The organism is Campylobacter sp. RM5004 (genome assembly GCF_022369455.1).
Classification (GTDB): domain Bacteria; phylum Campylobacterota; class Campylobacteria; order Campylobacterales; family Campylobacteraceae; genus Campylobacter_E.
The window spans coordinates 1,655,755-1,671,786 of sequence record NZ_CP059599.1 but is presented as its reverse complement, the minus strand read 5'-3'; the positions used below and the strand labels follow the sequence as shown (position 1 = coordinate 1,671,786).

Below are 16,032 nucleotides of genomic sequence, written 5' to 3'. Positions count from 1 at the left end.
CAAATTCAAGAAACTAAACCACAAGCATTACCAGAATCAATCAAGTAAAAGGACGAAAATGTTAAGTGAAATTTATTCAAAACAAAAAGAACAAAACGAAAAAGCTCATAATGCTTTAAAAAAAGATTTTATGACCTTAAGAACAGGTAAAGTAAATATTTCTATATTAGATAATGTTTTTGTAGATTATTATGGAAATCCAACTCCATTAAATCAAGTTGCAACTATTTTAGCAACTGATGCTACTACAATTACAATTAGTCCTTGGGAAAAATCTATGATTAAAGCGATTGATACAGCAATCAAAGCAGCAAATATCGGAGTAAATCCAAATGCTGATGCAGATGGCGTTAAATTATTTTTCCCTCCAATGACAAAAGAACAAAGAGAAGAAAACGCAAAAGCAGCAAAAGCAATGGGAGAAAAATGCAAAGTTGCTATTAGAAATATTAGAAAAGATGCAAATGATGCTGTTAAAAAATTAGAAAAAGATAAAGCAGTAAGCGAAGATGAAGCGAAAAAAGCTTACGATGAAGTTCAAAAAATTACTGATTTAGCAATTGCTAAAACCGATGAATTAGTAAAAGAAAAAGAAACACAATTACTTAAAGTTTAAAAATGGCAAAGGCTAAGGTTTGTTTAGCTAGTCTTTATGATAAATTAAAAGCTGGCATTGTTGATATGTTTATGATAATGATGCCAATACAATACTTTACTACCTACATTTTAGTAGGTAGTGCTTCAGAATATAGACAAAGTCAAAATTTTATATTTTTAGCTACTTTTTTATATTTTTTAATAATTTTATTATTTTTATTTTTTAAAGGTCAAACTTTAGGATATAAATATTTAGGCTTGCATTTAAGAAATAAAAATGGTAAAAGAGCAAGTTTTTTACAGATATTATTAAGGTTGGTATTGTTTGTGCTTAGCTTTTCTTTAATATTTGGTATGATTTTTCCGTTCTTTAGAAAAGATAGGCAATATATACATGATTTATTTTCAAATACTTTAGTTCTTAAGGAGAAAAGAGATGAATAGAAAAAGAATATATAATCCTCAAAGCAATGAAGATTTAACTGCTAGAAAGGTATTTGGCGGTAATCCTCAAGGTATTTTAAATTTTACTAAAGCAAAATATGAATGGGCTTTAAAATTATGGGATTTAATGGAAGCTAATACTTGGTTTCCTAGAGAAGTTGATACTACAAAAGACGCACTTGATTATAAATGTAATTTAACTACAAGTGAAAAAAGAATGTATGATTTAGTATGGTCTCAGCTAATTTCTATGGATAGCTTTCAAACAAACAACCTAGCTGATAATATCAATCCATACATAACAGCACCAGAAATTAACGCTGTTTTAGCAAGACAAGCTTATGAAGAAGCAAACCATTCTAAAAGTTATGCCGTAATGGTTGAAGCTATTTGTGATGATACTGATTTAATATATGAAATGGAAAAACACGACGCTACATTAAGAAAGAAAAATGATTTTATTTCAAGTCTTTATGAAGAATTAGCAGGCGATGTAACGGAAGAAAAATTGCTTTATGCAATGGTAGCAAATCAAATCCTAGAAGGAATATATTTTTATAGCGGTTTTACTGCTATTTATGCACTTGCTCGTGCAGGTAAAATGCTTGGCTCAGCTCAAATGGTAAGATTTATTCAAAGAGATGAAATAACGCATTTATTATTATTTCAAAATATGATTAATTCAGTTAGAAAAGAAAGACCTGATTTATTCAACGAAAAAACAATCGCAAAGATTTATGAAATGTTTGAGCGTGCTGCTGAGCTTGAAATTGAATGGGGCAAATATATCACTCAAAATCAAATTATGGGCTTTACTGATGATATAATTACAGAATATATTCATTATCTTGTAGATTTAAGACTTAGTTCTATTGGTTTAGAGAAAAAATATAATGCAAAACATCCTATTAAATGGGTTGATGATTTTTCTAAGTTTAACGACCAAAAGAGCAATTTCTTTGAAAGCAAGGTTACAAATTATAGTAAAGGAAGTTTGAATTTCGATGATTTTTAAGGATATTTACGAACAAGAAAAGTGTGCAAGACTTGCCGAAAATATTGCTAGCGAAGTAAATATTAGCAAAGAAGTAAAACTTGCATTTGCTAATACTCCTAGAGAGATTTTTATGCCTATGAGTAATTTTGCTTATGAATTACATGCTATGCCACTAAGCTCTGATCAATGGATTAGCTCACCTATTACGGTAGCTAAAATGACTATGGCGCTTGAGCCTGTTGGGGCTGATAGTGTGCTTGAGATTGGCTGTGGTAGTGGCTATCAAGCTGCACTTTTATCTAATTTAATAAGAAGAGTATTTTCTTTAGAAAGAATTAAAGAATTATCAAATAAAGCGATCAAAAACCTTGATACTATAAAAGCAAATGTATATGTTCGCCACGCAGATGGTAATAATGGGCTTAAAAACTATGCACCTTATGAGAGAATTTTGCTTTCGGCATATACTCAAAAAGTGCCTGATGTATTGTTTTCTCAACTTGAAGTTGGTGGGATATTAGTAGCTCCTGTTGGTAATGCAAGCAAACAATACATTACAAAATATATTAAACATAAAGACAGAATAGAAGAAATAGTTCTTGATTCTTGCACTTTTGTTCCTATGCTAAGTGGCCTTGAATAAAATCAATTTCCTATTTCAAATTCCACAAGAATTTGAAATAGGAATTATAAATTAAAGTTTATTCTACAAATAAAGAAAATTAATACAAATACTAAATAAGGTAATTTTTATCTTTTATAAAGAAAAATTAATATTAAAAATATATAATCAGCTTTCCATTTAAAAAAATTAAGGAAAAATTGAGTAAATGAATAAGATTTTCTTATCATTTGTTGTTAGTGGTAGCTTACTAGCATCAAATTATAAGCTTGTTCCGCTAAGTTCAGACGGAATAGCTTTATCTAGCTCAAATTTAGCAAAGAGTTTTAGTGCCGATGCGGCTTTTATCAACCCAGCAAATATGGGATTTTTAGGACAAAATCCACAATTGCATTTTAGTGCTAACTATTATAATGTTACAGGTTCTAGATTTGAAAACCACTTAACAGAGGTTGGTGGCGAACCTTATTATAATGCAAGCGATGCACATGGAAAAGAATTCACATTTTTCTTGCCTACATTAGCATTTGTTTATCCTATTAACGAACAACATTTCGTTGGATTTGCAGGTTATACAGATTTTGCAGGCGTTTATGGTTGGAATAGTGATTATGCAAAAGCATTAACCGATACTATGGATATTCGTGGTGGAACTTTGGCTTTATCGTATGCGTTTAAGCCAACTAGCGAACTTAGTTTAGGTGCAAGCATTACAGCAAATCATACAAGGCTTAAATTTAGCCTAATGAAAGATAACGCTATGAATCCTAGATATACGTATAAGAATGATTATCCGATTTGGACTTATACAGATAAAGATGGTAATCTAGTTGAAAGACACAAATCATGGGTTTATAGTGGTAATGTAAAGACAGATAATGGGTATAAATTTGGTTATAAGTTATCTTTAACTTACGCACCTAAGTATTTTGATGAAAAATTAAGATTTTCTTTACTTTATAATTCTTCATACAAAAACGAATTTAAAGGCAATATGGATTTTAAAATGACCAAGTTTGCTATGTATGATTTTGCTAGTGCAATTATGTATGCACCACAATCTAATGGGGATAGTATTGCAAGTATAATGCCAAAGTTTGATTTTGCCATCAAAAACAATCCTGCGCTTTTGAATAATCCGAAATTTCAAGAGTTGTTGGGAATGGCTACTGGTTTAGGTAGTTTAAAATATGACATGGATAATGGAAATTTTGATAAAGTTGTTGGATATAATGGCTACGCAAGTGCAAATTTTTTATATCCTGCTAATGCAAACTTTGGTATTGCTTATGAATATGGCAAGCACGAGTTTATGTTTAACATGGGAAGAACATTTTGGAGCAAATCAAAAAGTACAGATTTAAAAATTGCTACCCCACAAATGCCTAAAAGTTTAGAATTATTAGCTGGAACCGTTGGTGGAATGTGTGCTGGTGTTAATCCTGCTACTGGACAAGCATTACCTCAAGCATCTAATTGTTCATCTTTTGATGAATTGCAAAAAGTTGTTGCTCAAGCTATTACAATGCTAAAAGCGCAAAATCAATTAAGCGATAGAGATACCCAGCAAATGCAAGAATATTTTTTCTCATCAGTTCTACAAGCTAGTTTAGAAAATGGTTGGAAAGATACTACATTATTAAGTTTTGGTTATAGATATAACTATGATAAAGATTTATCACTTATGCTAGGCTTTTCAACAGAAGATAGCCCAGTAAGACGCGAAAAAATATCTTTTTTAGCAAAAGATAGTAGAATGTATAATTATTCTTTAGGTTTTGAATATAGAATAAACAAACAATTAAAAGTAACAGGAGCAGGAGCTTATCAGCATTATGCAGATGTTAAAGTAGATAATGTAACCGATAATATTCTAATCCAAACAAAAGGAAAATTCTCAAATCAATCAAATCAGATTGTAAATTTTGGGGTTAATTACGAGTTTTAATTAAAGGAAGTTAATGCAAAATTATTATGAATATTTGGAAAATTACTCAAAATTAAGCAGAATTGCTATATTTGATAACAATGGTAAAATAAGCTTTAAAGAGTTAAAAAATCATGTTGATAAAATGATAGCATTTTTGCAAAATCACGGAGTTAAAAGCGGCGATAATGTAGCTTTTATTATGAGTAATTGCAAAGAATTTATGATTTTATATTTTGCAATAACTGCCTTAAAGGCTGTCGCAGTTCCTATTAATACTATGCTTAAAAAAGAAGAATACAGCTATATTATAAAAGACTGCGACGCAAAATTATTAATAGTTTCAAGAGATATTAAAGAAGCTGCTGAGCTTGTTAGTGAATTTGGTGATATTACGCTTTTTCACTCATTTGATAATAGCTTAAAAGATGGATATTTAGCTGCTTATTTAGATTATGCACCGGTTTATAATTTTAAATGCGATGCAAAACTAAGCGATAGCGTTCATATAATTTATACATCAGGAACAACAGGACTTCCTAAAGGCGTATTATTAAGCTATAAAAATATTTTATCAAATATAACATCAGCTCAACATGATTTTAAGATTAAATCAAGTGATAGAGCTATTGCATACTTACCTATGTTTCATAGTTTTACTTTAACAGCAGTTTGTTTATTACCTTTACTTTCAGGCTGTTCGCTTGTGATTGAACGCTCTGTTTTACCATTTTCTAATGTGGTTAAGCAAATACTTTTAAAAAGAGTTACGATATTATTTTCAGTTCCTGTTATTTTAAATGCCTTGCTTAAAGCTAAGCTTCCTTGGTATTTTATGTGGTTTCACAAAATTAGAATAATAGTATCAGGCTCAAGTGCTTTAAGCGAAGGCACTCTTAAAGCTTATAAAGAAAAATTTAAAAGAACAGCAGTATTAGAAGGATATGGCTTAAGCGAGTGTTCGCCTATTGTTGCAGTAAATCGCTTAGAAAAGCAAAAGGCTAATTCAGTAGGTTTGCCTTTACATGGATATGAAGTAAAAATCGTAGATGATGAACTAAAAGAATTACCTATCGGAGAAATAGGAGAATTAATAGTAAAGGGTGATTGTGTAATGCAAGGCTATTACAATAAACCTGAGCTTACAAGCGAAGTAATAGAAGGCGAATGGCTTAAGACTGGCGATATTGCTAGACTTGATGAAGATGGCTTTATTTATATTGTAGATAGAAAAAAGGATATTATTATTTCAAAAGGAATTAATATTTATCCAAGAGAAATTGAAGATGTTATTATGCAACTTAACGAAGTTGATTCTTGTGCTGTAATTGGCGTAAAAGATAATGAACTTGATGAGAGCGTTGTAGCTTATGTTTGTTTAAAAGAAGGTGTTACACTAAACGCACAAGAAATCCAAAGGCATCTTAAGAAACATTTAGCAAATTACAAAGTTCCTAAAGCTATAATTTTTAAATGTGAATTACCAAAAAATGCTGCGGGAAAAGTTTTAAAAAAAGAATTAAAAAAAGAGTTAGAAATTGGAAAAAATTAAAGAGTTTTTAAGCGATAATTACGAAGAAAGTTTTTTATATTTAAAATTATTAAATCAAGGTTTAGCTAAAGAGTCTTGCGTTATTTTAAGAACAATGCTAAATAAAACTATAAAATCACGCTTTGGGATTAAATTTCATAGCATAGTAGAAGATGCTTTCAATGCTCACACAACTGCACAAATGGTTTCGTATTTACCATTTTTTATAGAGCTTTATGAAAAAAAGTTTATTCAAGAAGCAAGTGGAAAACAATTTAATTATAAAGATAACGCTGGGCTTATTTTATTTCAATCAATAGCACTTACAAGATATGCTCATGTGTTTTTTAATCTTGCTAATGAATTTGATGGAGCAAGAGTTATTAGTGATAGTGAATTAGAAGAATATAAGCATAAACCTTATACTGATTTAAGCGTTTATTTAAATGATTGTTTTGATATGATTGATGCAAGGATTAAGCTAGAGTTTTTAACATCTGATTTAAGACTTGATTTAATCAATACAAGACTTAAAAACAGCCCTAAATTTCATAATCCTTTTAATGAATTAATGAAGGATTATGATTTAAGCGCAGAAGAAACACTTATCATAATGGCTTTATTAAAAGAAGAGCTAACAGGTTCTAAAAAGCCTTTACATTACGAAGAATTATTAAGCATAATAAATCCTTATCAATTAGAAAAGATTAGAAATTATGAGTTATTAAGCGATGATTCAAAGCTTTTAAGCAATGAATTAGTTGAATATGTAGGAAACGATAATAGATTTATAATAAGCGATAATGTTATTAAGTATTTCTTCCCACATAAAGGCGAAAATATAAAAGCCATTGTTGAAGAGCTTAATTTTTTTGAATATTTAGAAGTTCAAGAAATTGATTTAGTATTAAGTAAAGATGTTAGCGATCTTGCTACAAGTCTTAAAAAACGCCTTACAAAAAGCGTAGCAAAAAGACTTAAAGACTGGGGAATTGTAAAAGATGATGTTTTAAGAGCTAATATAATCTTTTATGGACCTCCAGGCACAGGTAAGACTATGAGTGCTAGTTATTTAGCAAAGACTTTAAAAAGAGAAATAATAACCCTTGATTGCTCTAAAGTATTAGATAAATATGTAGGTGAAAGCGAAAAGAATGTTCGTGCAATTTTTGATAATTATAAAGCGATTAGTAAGAGTGTAAAAACTCCGCCTATTTTATTATTAAATGAAGCAGATCAGTTCTTAAGCACAAGAAGTGTTGCAAGTCACGGAAGTGAATTAATGCATAATCAAATGCAAAATATTTTCTTAGAACAGCTTGAAAAATTTGATGGTATTTTAATTGCTACAACTAACTTTTTAGATAGTTTAGACCCTGCATTTTCAAGAAGATTTGAATATAAAATCAAGTTTTCTAATCCGAATGAATTAGAGCGTGAAAAAATATGGAAATTACATTTGCCAAAAAATGCGGAATTTGAATCAGGATTTAAGATTGATGATTTAAAAACTTATGAATTAAGTGGCGCTCAAATTAAAATGATAGTAAAAAATACAGCAATAAAAGTCGCTCAAAGCGATGGAATTTTTAGATTAGACGATTTTAAAGATAGCATTCAAAAAGAATTAAACAACGATTTTTCTAAAGAAATAAAAATGGGCTTTAATTAATAAAAAGCCCTTATAATAAATTAAAAAACGAAAGGAAAATCTAGTGAATATTATTAAAAAAGCCCTTACATTTGAAGATGTTTTATTAGTTCCACAATATTCAGAAGTTTTACCAAAAGAAGTTGATATTAGCACAAGACTTACTAAAAATATAAGATTAAATATGCCATTAATTTCAGCAGCGATGGATACTGTTACAGAACATCGTGCTGCAATTATGATGGCAAGGCTTGGCGGAATTGGAATAATTCATAAAAATATGGATATAGAAAGCCAAGTAAGAGAAATAATAAGAGTTAAAAAAAGTGAAAGCGGAATTATTTACGATCCTGTTTTTGTGAATGCAAATGCTAAAGTAAGCGATGCTTTAGCTATTATGCACGAATATTCAATTTCAGGTGTTCCTGTAGTTGATAGTGATAAAAAACTTTTAGGGATTTTAACTAATCGTGATTTAAGATTTGAAACCGATTTTAGTAAATCAGTTGAAGATGTAATGACAAAAATGCCATTAATTACAGCTAAACAAGGCTGCACTTTAGATGAAGCTGAAATTATTTTTAGTAAAAATAAAGTTGAAAAATTACCTTTAGTTGATGATAACAATGTTCTTTGTGGTCTAATCACTATTAAGGATTTAAAAAAACGTAAAGAATACCCAAATGCAAATAAAGATAAATTAGGAAGATTAGTTGTAGGTGCTGCTATTGGAGTAGGGCAACTTGATAGAGCTAGAGCTTTAGTAAATGCAGGCGTTGATGTATTAGTTATGGATAGTGCTCACGGACATAGTAAAGGCATAATTGATACTTTAAAAGAAATCAAACAAGAATTAAATATAGATGTTATAGTTGGAAACATTGCAAATCCTAAGGCTGTTAAGGATTTAGCATTAGCAGGAGCTGATGCGATTAAGGTAGGAATTGGACCAGGAAGTATTTGCACCACTCGTATTGTAAGCGGGGTTGGTGTGCCACAAATTACTGCGATTAGTGATTGTGCTGAGGCTGCAAAAGAGTTTAATGTGCCTATAATTGCAGATGGCGGTATAAAATATTCAGGTGACATTGCAAAAGCACTAGCAGCTGGTGCAAGTAGCGTAATGATAGGCTCACTTTTAGCAGGAACTGATGAAAGTCCAGGAGAATTTATCACCTATCAAGGAAGACAATACAAAAGCTATCGTGGAATGGGAAGTCTTGGTGCTATGGCAAAGGGAAGTTCTGATAGATATTTTCAAGAAGGCACAGCAAAAGAAAAGCTTGTTCCTGAAGGAATTGAAGGAAGAGTTCCACATACTGGAAGTATTAAAAATGTAGTATTTCAGTTATTAGGTGGTCTTAGAAGTTCTATGGGATATAATGGAGCTAAGGATATTTTAGACTTTCAAGAAAAAGCTGAGTTTGTAGAAATTACAAGTGCAGGGCTTAAAGAAAGCCATGTTCATGATGTAACAATTACAGCAGAAGCACCAAATTATAAGGTAAATCAATGAAAAAGACTTATGAAGAAATTTGTGAGATTTTAGATGAGAAATTAGCAATAATAGAAGATGAAAATACGCCCTTATTTGACTTAGTAGATGCTTATAAAGATGGTATGAAATTAATCAATGAAGCTAGAGATTTATTAGATAAGGCTAGTAAAGATATAGAAGAATTTGAACAAAACAAATCAAGTTCAATTAGTATTGATACAGAAAGATTACCATTTTGAAAATCGCAGCTCTTCAGCTTAGCACTCAAGCTTTAAGCAATGCTAGGCTTGATTATTATTTAAGGATTTGTGAGCAAAAAAATGTAAGGCTTGTTGCTCTTGGCGAATATGTTTTAAATAATTTTTTTACAGAATTAAAAGTAATGCCAATAGATTTAATAAAAGAACAAAGCAAAGTAAAATTACAAGCCTTAAAAGAATATAGTGCTAAATATAATTTATGTATCGTTGCACCCATTGTTTTGATTGAAAAAAACGAGCCGATAAAAACTTGCGTAGTAGCAAATAATGGCAAGATAAAATATATAAATCAGCAAGTATTTATGCCATATTCACATTGGAATGAAGAAGAATATTTTAAAAATAAAAAAGATAAAATCAAACTACAAACCTTTAAATGCGATAATTTTAAAATAGGTGTTTTATTTGGTTTTGAAATACATTTTGATGAGTTTTTTAAAAAGGCAAATGAATTAGATTTATTAATCATTCCTACTGCAAATACTTATAATTCAAATGCAAGATGGTGTGAGCTTATAAAAATGAGAGCTTTTTTAAATAATATCAATATTTTAAGAATTAATCGTATAGGTGTGAGCGAAGTAAATGAGCTTGAGTGGAATTTCTATGGCAATAGCTTTTTATGCAATGCTTATGGCGATATTATTCAAGAGCTTAGCAATGCTGAAGAAGTTTTAATTTCTGATATTGTTAAACCAAATGATGCGGCTAAGTTTTGGAAATTTAAGGAAGTAAGAAATGAAATCAACAAACGCCTTTTATGAAAGGCAAGCTTTATTATTAAAAGATAAGCAAAATAATTTAGAAAATAAAGAAATAATAATAATTGGAGCAGGTGGGCTTGGCTCAAGCATAGCTTATGCTCTTGCTAGTAGTGGGATTAAGAGTATTAGTATAGTTGATTTTGACATTGTTAGCTTAAGTAATATTCAAAGACAAATTATGTTTAATTTTAGCGATGAAGGAAGAGCAAAGGTTGATTGCTTTACTAAGCTAAAAGAGCGTTCATTTTGTGATATTAAAACTTATAAAATGAGCGCAGCAGAGTTTTTTGCTACAAATCCTAAGGCAGATTTGATTATGGATGCGACTGATAATTTATCAGTAAGAAGTGAAATTGATAATTTTGCTAAAGCTAATAATATTCCTTGGATTTTTGCTAGTGTTGAAGAGTTTTTCGTAAGTGCTAGTATAGTAAAAAATAAAAAAATAGCATTTAATAAAGAAATCAAAAGAATTAAGCCACAAGCAACTCCTTTTGTTATGTTTAGTGCTTCGTATGCTAGTATTTTAGCCTTAAAATATTTAGCTGGTTTTGATATAAAAGTTGATTATTTATATTATTTTGATTTCTCAAAAGATATTTTAAATCTTAGTAAGTTTAATTTATGAGCCATCAAGAAAAATCGTTTTTTTTATTAATATTTGCGGTATTTATTTGGGGTGCATCATTTTTGCCTACTCAATGGGTTTTAAAATACATAAATAGCTATGAATTATTATTTTATAGGTTTTTAATAGCGTCTTTAGTGTTTTTTGTGATTGCAAGAAAAGATATATTAATTCATTACAAAAAAACATATTTTTATGGCTTAATAACAGGCTTTTGTATGGCATTAGCCTTTATTTTTCAAACAATAGCGCTTACTCATACTCAAAGTTCTAATGTTGCGTTTTTAACAGGATTAGAAGGAATTATCGCTCCATTTTTGTGCTTTTTTATAAGCAAAGCAAGGCTTAGTTTTAAAATATTTTTCTTAGCATTACTTGCTTGTTTTGGAATGTTTTTATTTAGCGATGCAAATTTTAATAATTTTGGAAAAGGCGAATATTTAGCGATAATTTGTGCGTTTTTCTTCGCACTTTTGGTTGCTTTAAATGATAAATTTTTAAAATCAAATGATTTAAATACTTTTATATTTTTTCAGTTTTTAGGTAGCACTATAATTTATTTAATTTCTGCTCTTTCCTTTGCTAATTTAAGCATAATTCCTATTTCAAATTCTAAGGTTTTAATGCTTATTTTAATATCGGCTTTAGTATTTACAATATTTTGTTTTTTTGCACAAAATTACGCACAAAAACACTTGCATCCTAGCAAGGTTGCTTTGATTTTATTACTTGAGCCAATAAGTGCAGGGATTTTAGGAAGTTTTTTTGGAGAAACATTTACAATATTACAATTATTAGGAGCAGGGCTTATTTTAATAGCTCTAGCATTTTCTTAAAGGATACAAATGAAAAAAATATTTTTTATAGGTATAGGTGGGATTGGACTTAGTGCATTAGCTAGATTTTTAAATGAGCGTGGAGTTAGTGTTTTAGGAAGTGATGTATATGAGAGCGAATTAGTAAAAGAACTAAGAGCTGAAGGCATAGCAGTTTTTATAGGTCATAGTGCTTCAAATCTAAGTAGTGATATTGATTTAGTAGTTCATTCAGCTGTTATTCGTGAAAACAATCCTGAAATAAAAAAAGCTAAAGAATTAGGCATAAAAGTATTATCAAGAAAAGAAGCTTTGCCACTTATTTTAGATAATAAAATGCTTTTTGCAGTAGCAGGAGCACACGGCAAAAGCACTACGAGTAGTATCCTAGCAAATATTTTGCAAAGCTCATTTATTATCGGTGCAGTAGATAAAAGAGCTGGCAAAAATATGATGTATAAAAAAAGTGAAAGTTTAGTTTTTGAAGCTGATGAGAGTGATAGTTCGTTTTTAAATATAAATCCATATCTTAGCATAGTAACGAATGCTGAGCCTGAGCATTTGGAGCATTATAACCACGATTTAAACGCTTTTTATAAAGCTTATGAAGACTTTTTAAAACAAAGTAAAATCCGCGTTATTAATGCTGAAGATGAATTTTTAGCTAAAGTTGATATTGATTGCGAAAGATTAATTCCTAGCGAAGATATTACTAATCTTGAGTTTAGTGTTAAGGATTATTTGCCTTTTATATCGTTTGATTTAAGAGATTTTGGTCGCTTTAGCGTGCAAGGTCATAGTGAGTGCATAGCAATTGATGCTGCTTTGGCAATTCTTGCTGCAAGATGTGTTGGGCTTAGCCTTAGCGAAATTAAGCAAAATCTAAAAGATTTTAAAGGTATTAAAAAGCGTTTTGATGTTTTATTTGCTAATAATACTAGAGCAATTATTGATGATTATGCACATCATCCAACAGAAATAAAAGAAACAAAAAAGGGCATATTTGCATACGCAAAAGCACTTGGAATTAAAGATAGTATTGCTATTTGGCAACCACATAAATACACAAGATTGCTTGATAATTTAGAAGGTTTTAAAACTTGTTTTGAAGGATTTTCAAAGCTATTTATAATGCCTGTTTATAGTGCTAGTGAGAATGAAATTAAGATTGATTTAGCCGAGCATTTTCCTAATGCAAAATTAATTTTAGATATAAAAAGATTTGATGATAAGATAAAAATCATTTCAAATGATGGCGAAGAAATATTAGAAAATGGCGTAATTGTTGGATTTAATGCAGGAGATTTGACCTATAAATTAAGAGGTTTAAAATGATTAGATTTGCAATATTTTTGATTTTATTTTTTGTATTAATCGGAGTTTGCGTTTATTATAAAAATTATTTTAATTCTAAGCTTTATATTGCGGTTATTTCTCTTATTGTTGCTACATTTGTAGTTGGTTTTATTTATACAAGCCTTGATAATTCAAGTGGAGTTTTAAAGCAAGATATTTTAAATATTTATAAATCAGGTAAAGAATTAGATTGTAATGGTGTAAAAGTAAGCAATAAAACTCACGGATTTGACAACGGAACTTCAGTATTTATTGATAATAAAAACTATCAAAAAATAGATATGTTTATATGCAAATAGGAAGTAATTTCCTATTTCTTAATTTTTCTAATCTTTTTATATCAAATTTTAAAAATCAAATTCCGAATTCAAATTCTTTTATTAAAATGTGTATAAATTACACACTTGTTATTTTTTATTGTGAAAAATTGTAAAAAATCTTATAAATTAGTTTAAAATGACTTTTTATTTTATTTATTAAGGAAAATTATGAAAAGCAATTCATTTTCATTAGCTGTATTAACAGCCTTATTTTTTATGATGGGTTTTTTAACCGTTTTAAACGATATTTTAATCCCACACCTTAAAGAACTTTTTGAATTAACTTATTTTCAATCATCTTTAGTTCAATTTTGCTTTTTTGGAGCATATTTTATAACTTCAGCGTTTTTTGGTAAGCTAATTCAAAAAATTGGCTATCAAAATGGCGTTGTGGGTGGATTTTTCTTAGCTGCATTAGGTGCAATACTATTTTATCCAGCAGCAGGAACTCATAGCTATGCTATATTTTTAGGTGCTTTATTTGTTTTAGCAAGTGGCGTTGTGTTGCTTCAAGTTACCGGAAATCCATTCGTAACTTTATTATCACCTAGCGGTAAAGAAGCAAGAAACCTAGCTTTAGTTCAAGCGTTTAACTCTCTTGGAACAACCGTTGGACCATTCTTTGGAGCTTTATTTATATTAGCTTCAACAAAAGATTTAAGCTTAGAGCAAAAGGTAACTTCAGTTCAATTGCCTTATTTAGGCATTGCAGTTGCGTTGATTGTTTTAGGAATTTTTGTAAAGTTTTTTATCAAATTACCTGATGTAAGAATTACTGCAGAAGAAATCAGCGAAAACGCACACGATACAAGAACAAGTGCTTGGCAATATAAACACTTAGTTTTAGGTGCTATTGGGATATTTTGCTATGTTGGAGCTGAGGTTGCAATCGGTTCATTTTTAATTCTTTATTTAATGCCTATTTTAGGAATTGCTGAAAGCGAAGCTGCTAAAATGATAGCTTATTATTGGGGCGGAGCTATGGTTGGACGCTTTGTTGGAAGCTATATAATGAATTATATTAAACCAGCTTTGTGCTTAGCATTTAACGCTATTATGGCTATTGTTTTATTAGTTTATGCGATTATGATAGGGGGCGAATTTGGAGCTTATGCTATTTTAATGGTAGGCTTTTTTAACTCAATTATGTTTCCTACTATTTTTTCACTTGCTACAAATGGGCTTGGTCGCTGCACTTCAGAAGCTTCTGGGATTATTTGTATTGCAATAGTTGGTGGGGCTATTGTGCCACCTATTCAAGGTTTAGTTGCTGATAGCATGAACTTACATATTTCATTTATTATCCCTGCGATTTGTTATTTATACATATTATTCTTTGCTACTAAAGGTTATAAATGTAATTAAGAATTTGAATTCGGAAATTCCGAATTCAAATTCTCTTAATTAAAAGTAAAACATATTAGGATTTATAGGTTTTATTAAAAATGTATTAAACTCCAGCACTTTCTTTAATAGCTTTTATGAAAGCACTTCTTATAGCCTTGTCTTCTAAAACATTTACGCCTTTTATACTAACTCCTGCAGGAGAGCAAACGCCTTCTTTAATAAGTGCGGGATGATTATTTGCGATTAAACTCTCAAAACTAGAAAATAAAGCTCTTGTTAATTCATAAGCTTTTTCGTTTTTAAGCCCTATGCTAAGCCCACCATTTGCAATAGCTTCAGCAACTAAAGCTAAAAAAGCAGGAGCACAGCCATTAATAGCCATTGCTAAGTTTAATTCCTTTTCGCTTTCGCATTCAATTGCACTTCCAAAAGTTTGAATTATTTCTAAAGATTTTTGAAAATATTCATTATTTTTATTTCCAACATAAGTGGTGCAAGATTTGTTATATTCTGCTGCTATATTTGGCATTATTCTTAGATAGTGTTTAGCGTTTATTTTTGTTAATTCATTTAGCGAAACTCCAGCTAAAGGACTTATTATTATTTTTGCTTTTTGGCCTAAAAATTTATTACTAATTTCATCAAGATTATATGGTTTAAAGCATAGAATACATATCTTATCGTTTATATTAAAATTATCATAATGAATTGAGTTTTCGCAATTATTTTTGTTTCTAACTACAAAAATAGTTTGATATTTTTTATTTAATCCTTTAGCAATGGCTTTAGCCATCTTGCCATTGCCAAGAATATAAATGCTTTCTTGCATTATTTAAGTTCTTCCATATTTTGTTGCAAGAAATTTTTAATTTTTTCTGTTGGGTGATAGAAAGGATATTGATTTGGATCTAAAATAATTTGAGCCATAGTTTTGTTATCGTAGTTTAAAATAACAGGAGCTAGCATATTTATTGTAGATTCTTCAACGCTTTTATTTAAGATTAAAATATTATAAATTTCAATATTTGAATTTGCTGTAACTTCAAGCAATGCTTTATAAGATAAAGGCATATCAAATTCATATTGCTTACAAATTGTATAAGGATTTAACATAGTAAATGTAAAACCTTTGCCATCAACACTCTTAAGTCTTGCAAAGCAATCATACATTTTTTCTAATTCAACCTTAGTTGTATCTTCAAAACCTAAAATAGGCATTTTAACATCAAATATCATGATTTCTCCTTTAAAAAATTAATGTAAGTATATAATAAA

At 29.6% G+C, this 16,032-nt stretch carries 17 protein-coding genes; 15 read left to right on the top strand and 2 right to left on the bottom strand.

What is annotated here, in order from left to right; translation table 11 throughout:
* The first annotated feature begins 58 nt into the window (after positions 1-58).
* The 15 genes from frr to AVANS_RS08195 all read left to right on the top strand — a co-directional run bounded on the left by frr (position 59) and on the right by AVANS_RS08195 (position 14,775).
* Positions 59-616 (top strand): ribosome recycling factor, encoded by a 558-nt coding sequence (gene frr, locus AVANS_RS08265; RefSeq protein ID WP_239817409.1) that lies wholly within the window; start codon positions 59-61, stop codon positions 614-616.
* A 2-nt stretch (positions 617-618) separates the two neighbouring features.
* The gene (locus AVANS_RS08260) at positions 619-1,041 is read left to right on the top strand and encodes an RDD family protein (protein ID WP_239817408.1); all 423 of its coding nucleotides are present in this window, start codon (positions 619-621) and stop codon (positions 1,039-1,041) included.
* On the top strand, positions 1,034-2,056 hold the full coding sequence (locus AVANS_RS08255; RefSeq protein WP_239817407.1) for a ribonucleotide-diphosphate reductase subunit beta: 1,023 nt from the start codon (positions 1,034-1,036) through the stop codon (positions 2,054-2,056). Before AVANS_RS08260 ends, AVANS_RS08255 begins: the two co-directional genes overlap by 8 nt.
* Positions 2,046-2,681, top strand: a complete 636-nt coding sequence (locus tag AVANS_RS08250) for a protein-L-isoaspartate(D-aspartate) O-methyltransferase (RefSeq protein ID WP_239817406.1) — start codon at positions 2,046-2,048, stop codon at positions 2,679-2,681. Before AVANS_RS08255 ends, AVANS_RS08250 begins: the two co-directional genes overlap by 11 nt.
* Before the next feature lie 187 nt (positions 2,682-2,868).
* On the top strand, positions 2,869-4,608 hold the full coding sequence (locus tag AVANS_RS08245) for an outer membrane protein transport protein (protein ID WP_239817405.1): 1,740 nt from the start codon (positions 2,869-2,871) through the stop codon (positions 4,606-4,608).
* A 13-nt stretch (positions 4,609-4,621) separates the two neighbouring features.
* Positions 4,622-6,139, top strand: a complete 1,518-nt coding sequence (locus AVANS_RS08240; protein ID WP_239817404.1) for a long-chain-fatty-acid--CoA ligase — start codon at positions 4,622-4,624, stop codon at positions 6,137-6,139.
* On the top strand, positions 6,126-7,790 hold the full coding sequence (locus AVANS_RS08235; protein ID WP_239817403.1) for an ATP-binding protein: 1,665 nt from the start codon (positions 6,126-6,128) through the stop codon (positions 7,788-7,790). Before AVANS_RS08240 ends, AVANS_RS08235 begins: the two co-directional genes overlap by 14 nt.
* 43 nt (positions 7,791-7,833) lie before the next feature.
* Entirely contained in the window at positions 7,834-9,285 is a 1,452-nt protein-coding gene (gene guaB / locus AVANS_RS08230) for an IMP dehydrogenase (RefSeq protein WP_239817402.1), read from the top strand.
* Complete coding sequence (gene xseB, locus AVANS_RS08225) at positions 9,282-9,506, top strand: exodeoxyribonuclease VII small subunit (protein ID WP_239817401.1); 225 nt, start codon at positions 9,282-9,284, stop codon at positions 9,504-9,506. Before guaB ends, xseB begins: the two co-directional genes overlap by 4 nt.
* Positions 9,503-10,291, top strand: a complete 789-nt coding sequence (locus tag AVANS_RS08220) for a carbon-nitrogen hydrolase family protein (protein WP_239817400.1) — start codon at positions 9,503-9,505, stop codon at positions 10,289-10,291. Before xseB ends, AVANS_RS08220 begins: the two co-directional genes overlap by 4 nt.
* Positions 10,266-10,919, top strand: coding sequence for a ThiF family adenylyltransferase (locus AVANS_RS08215; protein WP_239817399.1), 654 nt, complete (start codon positions 10,266-10,268; stop codon positions 10,917-10,919). The genes AVANS_RS08220 and AVANS_RS08215 overlap by 26 nt, the downstream gene beginning before the upstream one ends.
* Positions 10,916-11,755 (top strand): DMT family transporter, encoded by an 840-nt coding sequence (locus AVANS_RS08210; RefSeq protein WP_239817398.1) that lies wholly within the window; start codon positions 10,916-10,918, stop codon positions 11,753-11,755. Before AVANS_RS08215 ends, AVANS_RS08210 begins: the two co-directional genes overlap by 4 nt.
* Before the next feature lie 9 nt (positions 11,756-11,764).
* Positions 11,765-13,069, top strand: coding sequence for a UDP-N-acetylmuramate--L-alanine ligase (gene murC, locus AVANS_RS08205; protein WP_239817397.1), 1,305 nt, complete (start codon positions 11,765-11,767; stop codon positions 13,067-13,069).
* A complete protein-coding gene (locus AVANS_RS08200; protein WP_239817396.1) occupies positions 13,066-13,389 on the top strand; it encodes a hypothetical protein in 324 nt (107 codons plus the stop codon). Before murC ends, AVANS_RS08200 begins: the two co-directional genes overlap by 4 nt.
* A gap of 189 nt (positions 13,390-13,578) precedes the next feature.
* Entirely contained in the window at positions 13,579-14,775 is a 1,197-nt protein-coding gene (locus AVANS_RS08195; protein WP_239817395.1) for a sugar MFS transporter, read from the top strand.
* 85 nt (positions 14,776-14,860) lie between these two features.
* On the opposite strand, the gene AVANS_RS08190 is transcribed toward AVANS_RS08195, so the two are convergent.
* Both AVANS_RS08190 and fliW read right to left on the bottom strand, forming a co-directional pair.
* The gene (locus tag AVANS_RS08190; RefSeq protein ID WP_239817394.1) at positions 14,861-15,586 is read right to left on the bottom strand and encodes a pyrroline-5-carboxylate reductase; all 726 of its coding nucleotides are present in this window, start codon (positions 15,584-15,586) and stop codon (positions 14,861-14,863) included.
* Complete coding sequence (gene fliW / locus AVANS_RS08185; protein ID WP_239817393.1) at positions 15,586-15,993, bottom strand: flagellar assembly protein FliW; 408 nt, start codon at positions 15,991-15,993, stop codon at positions 15,586-15,588. Before fliW ends, AVANS_RS08190 begins: the two co-directional genes overlap by 1 nt.
* Between the last annotated feature and the right edge of the window lie 39 nt (positions 15,994-16,032).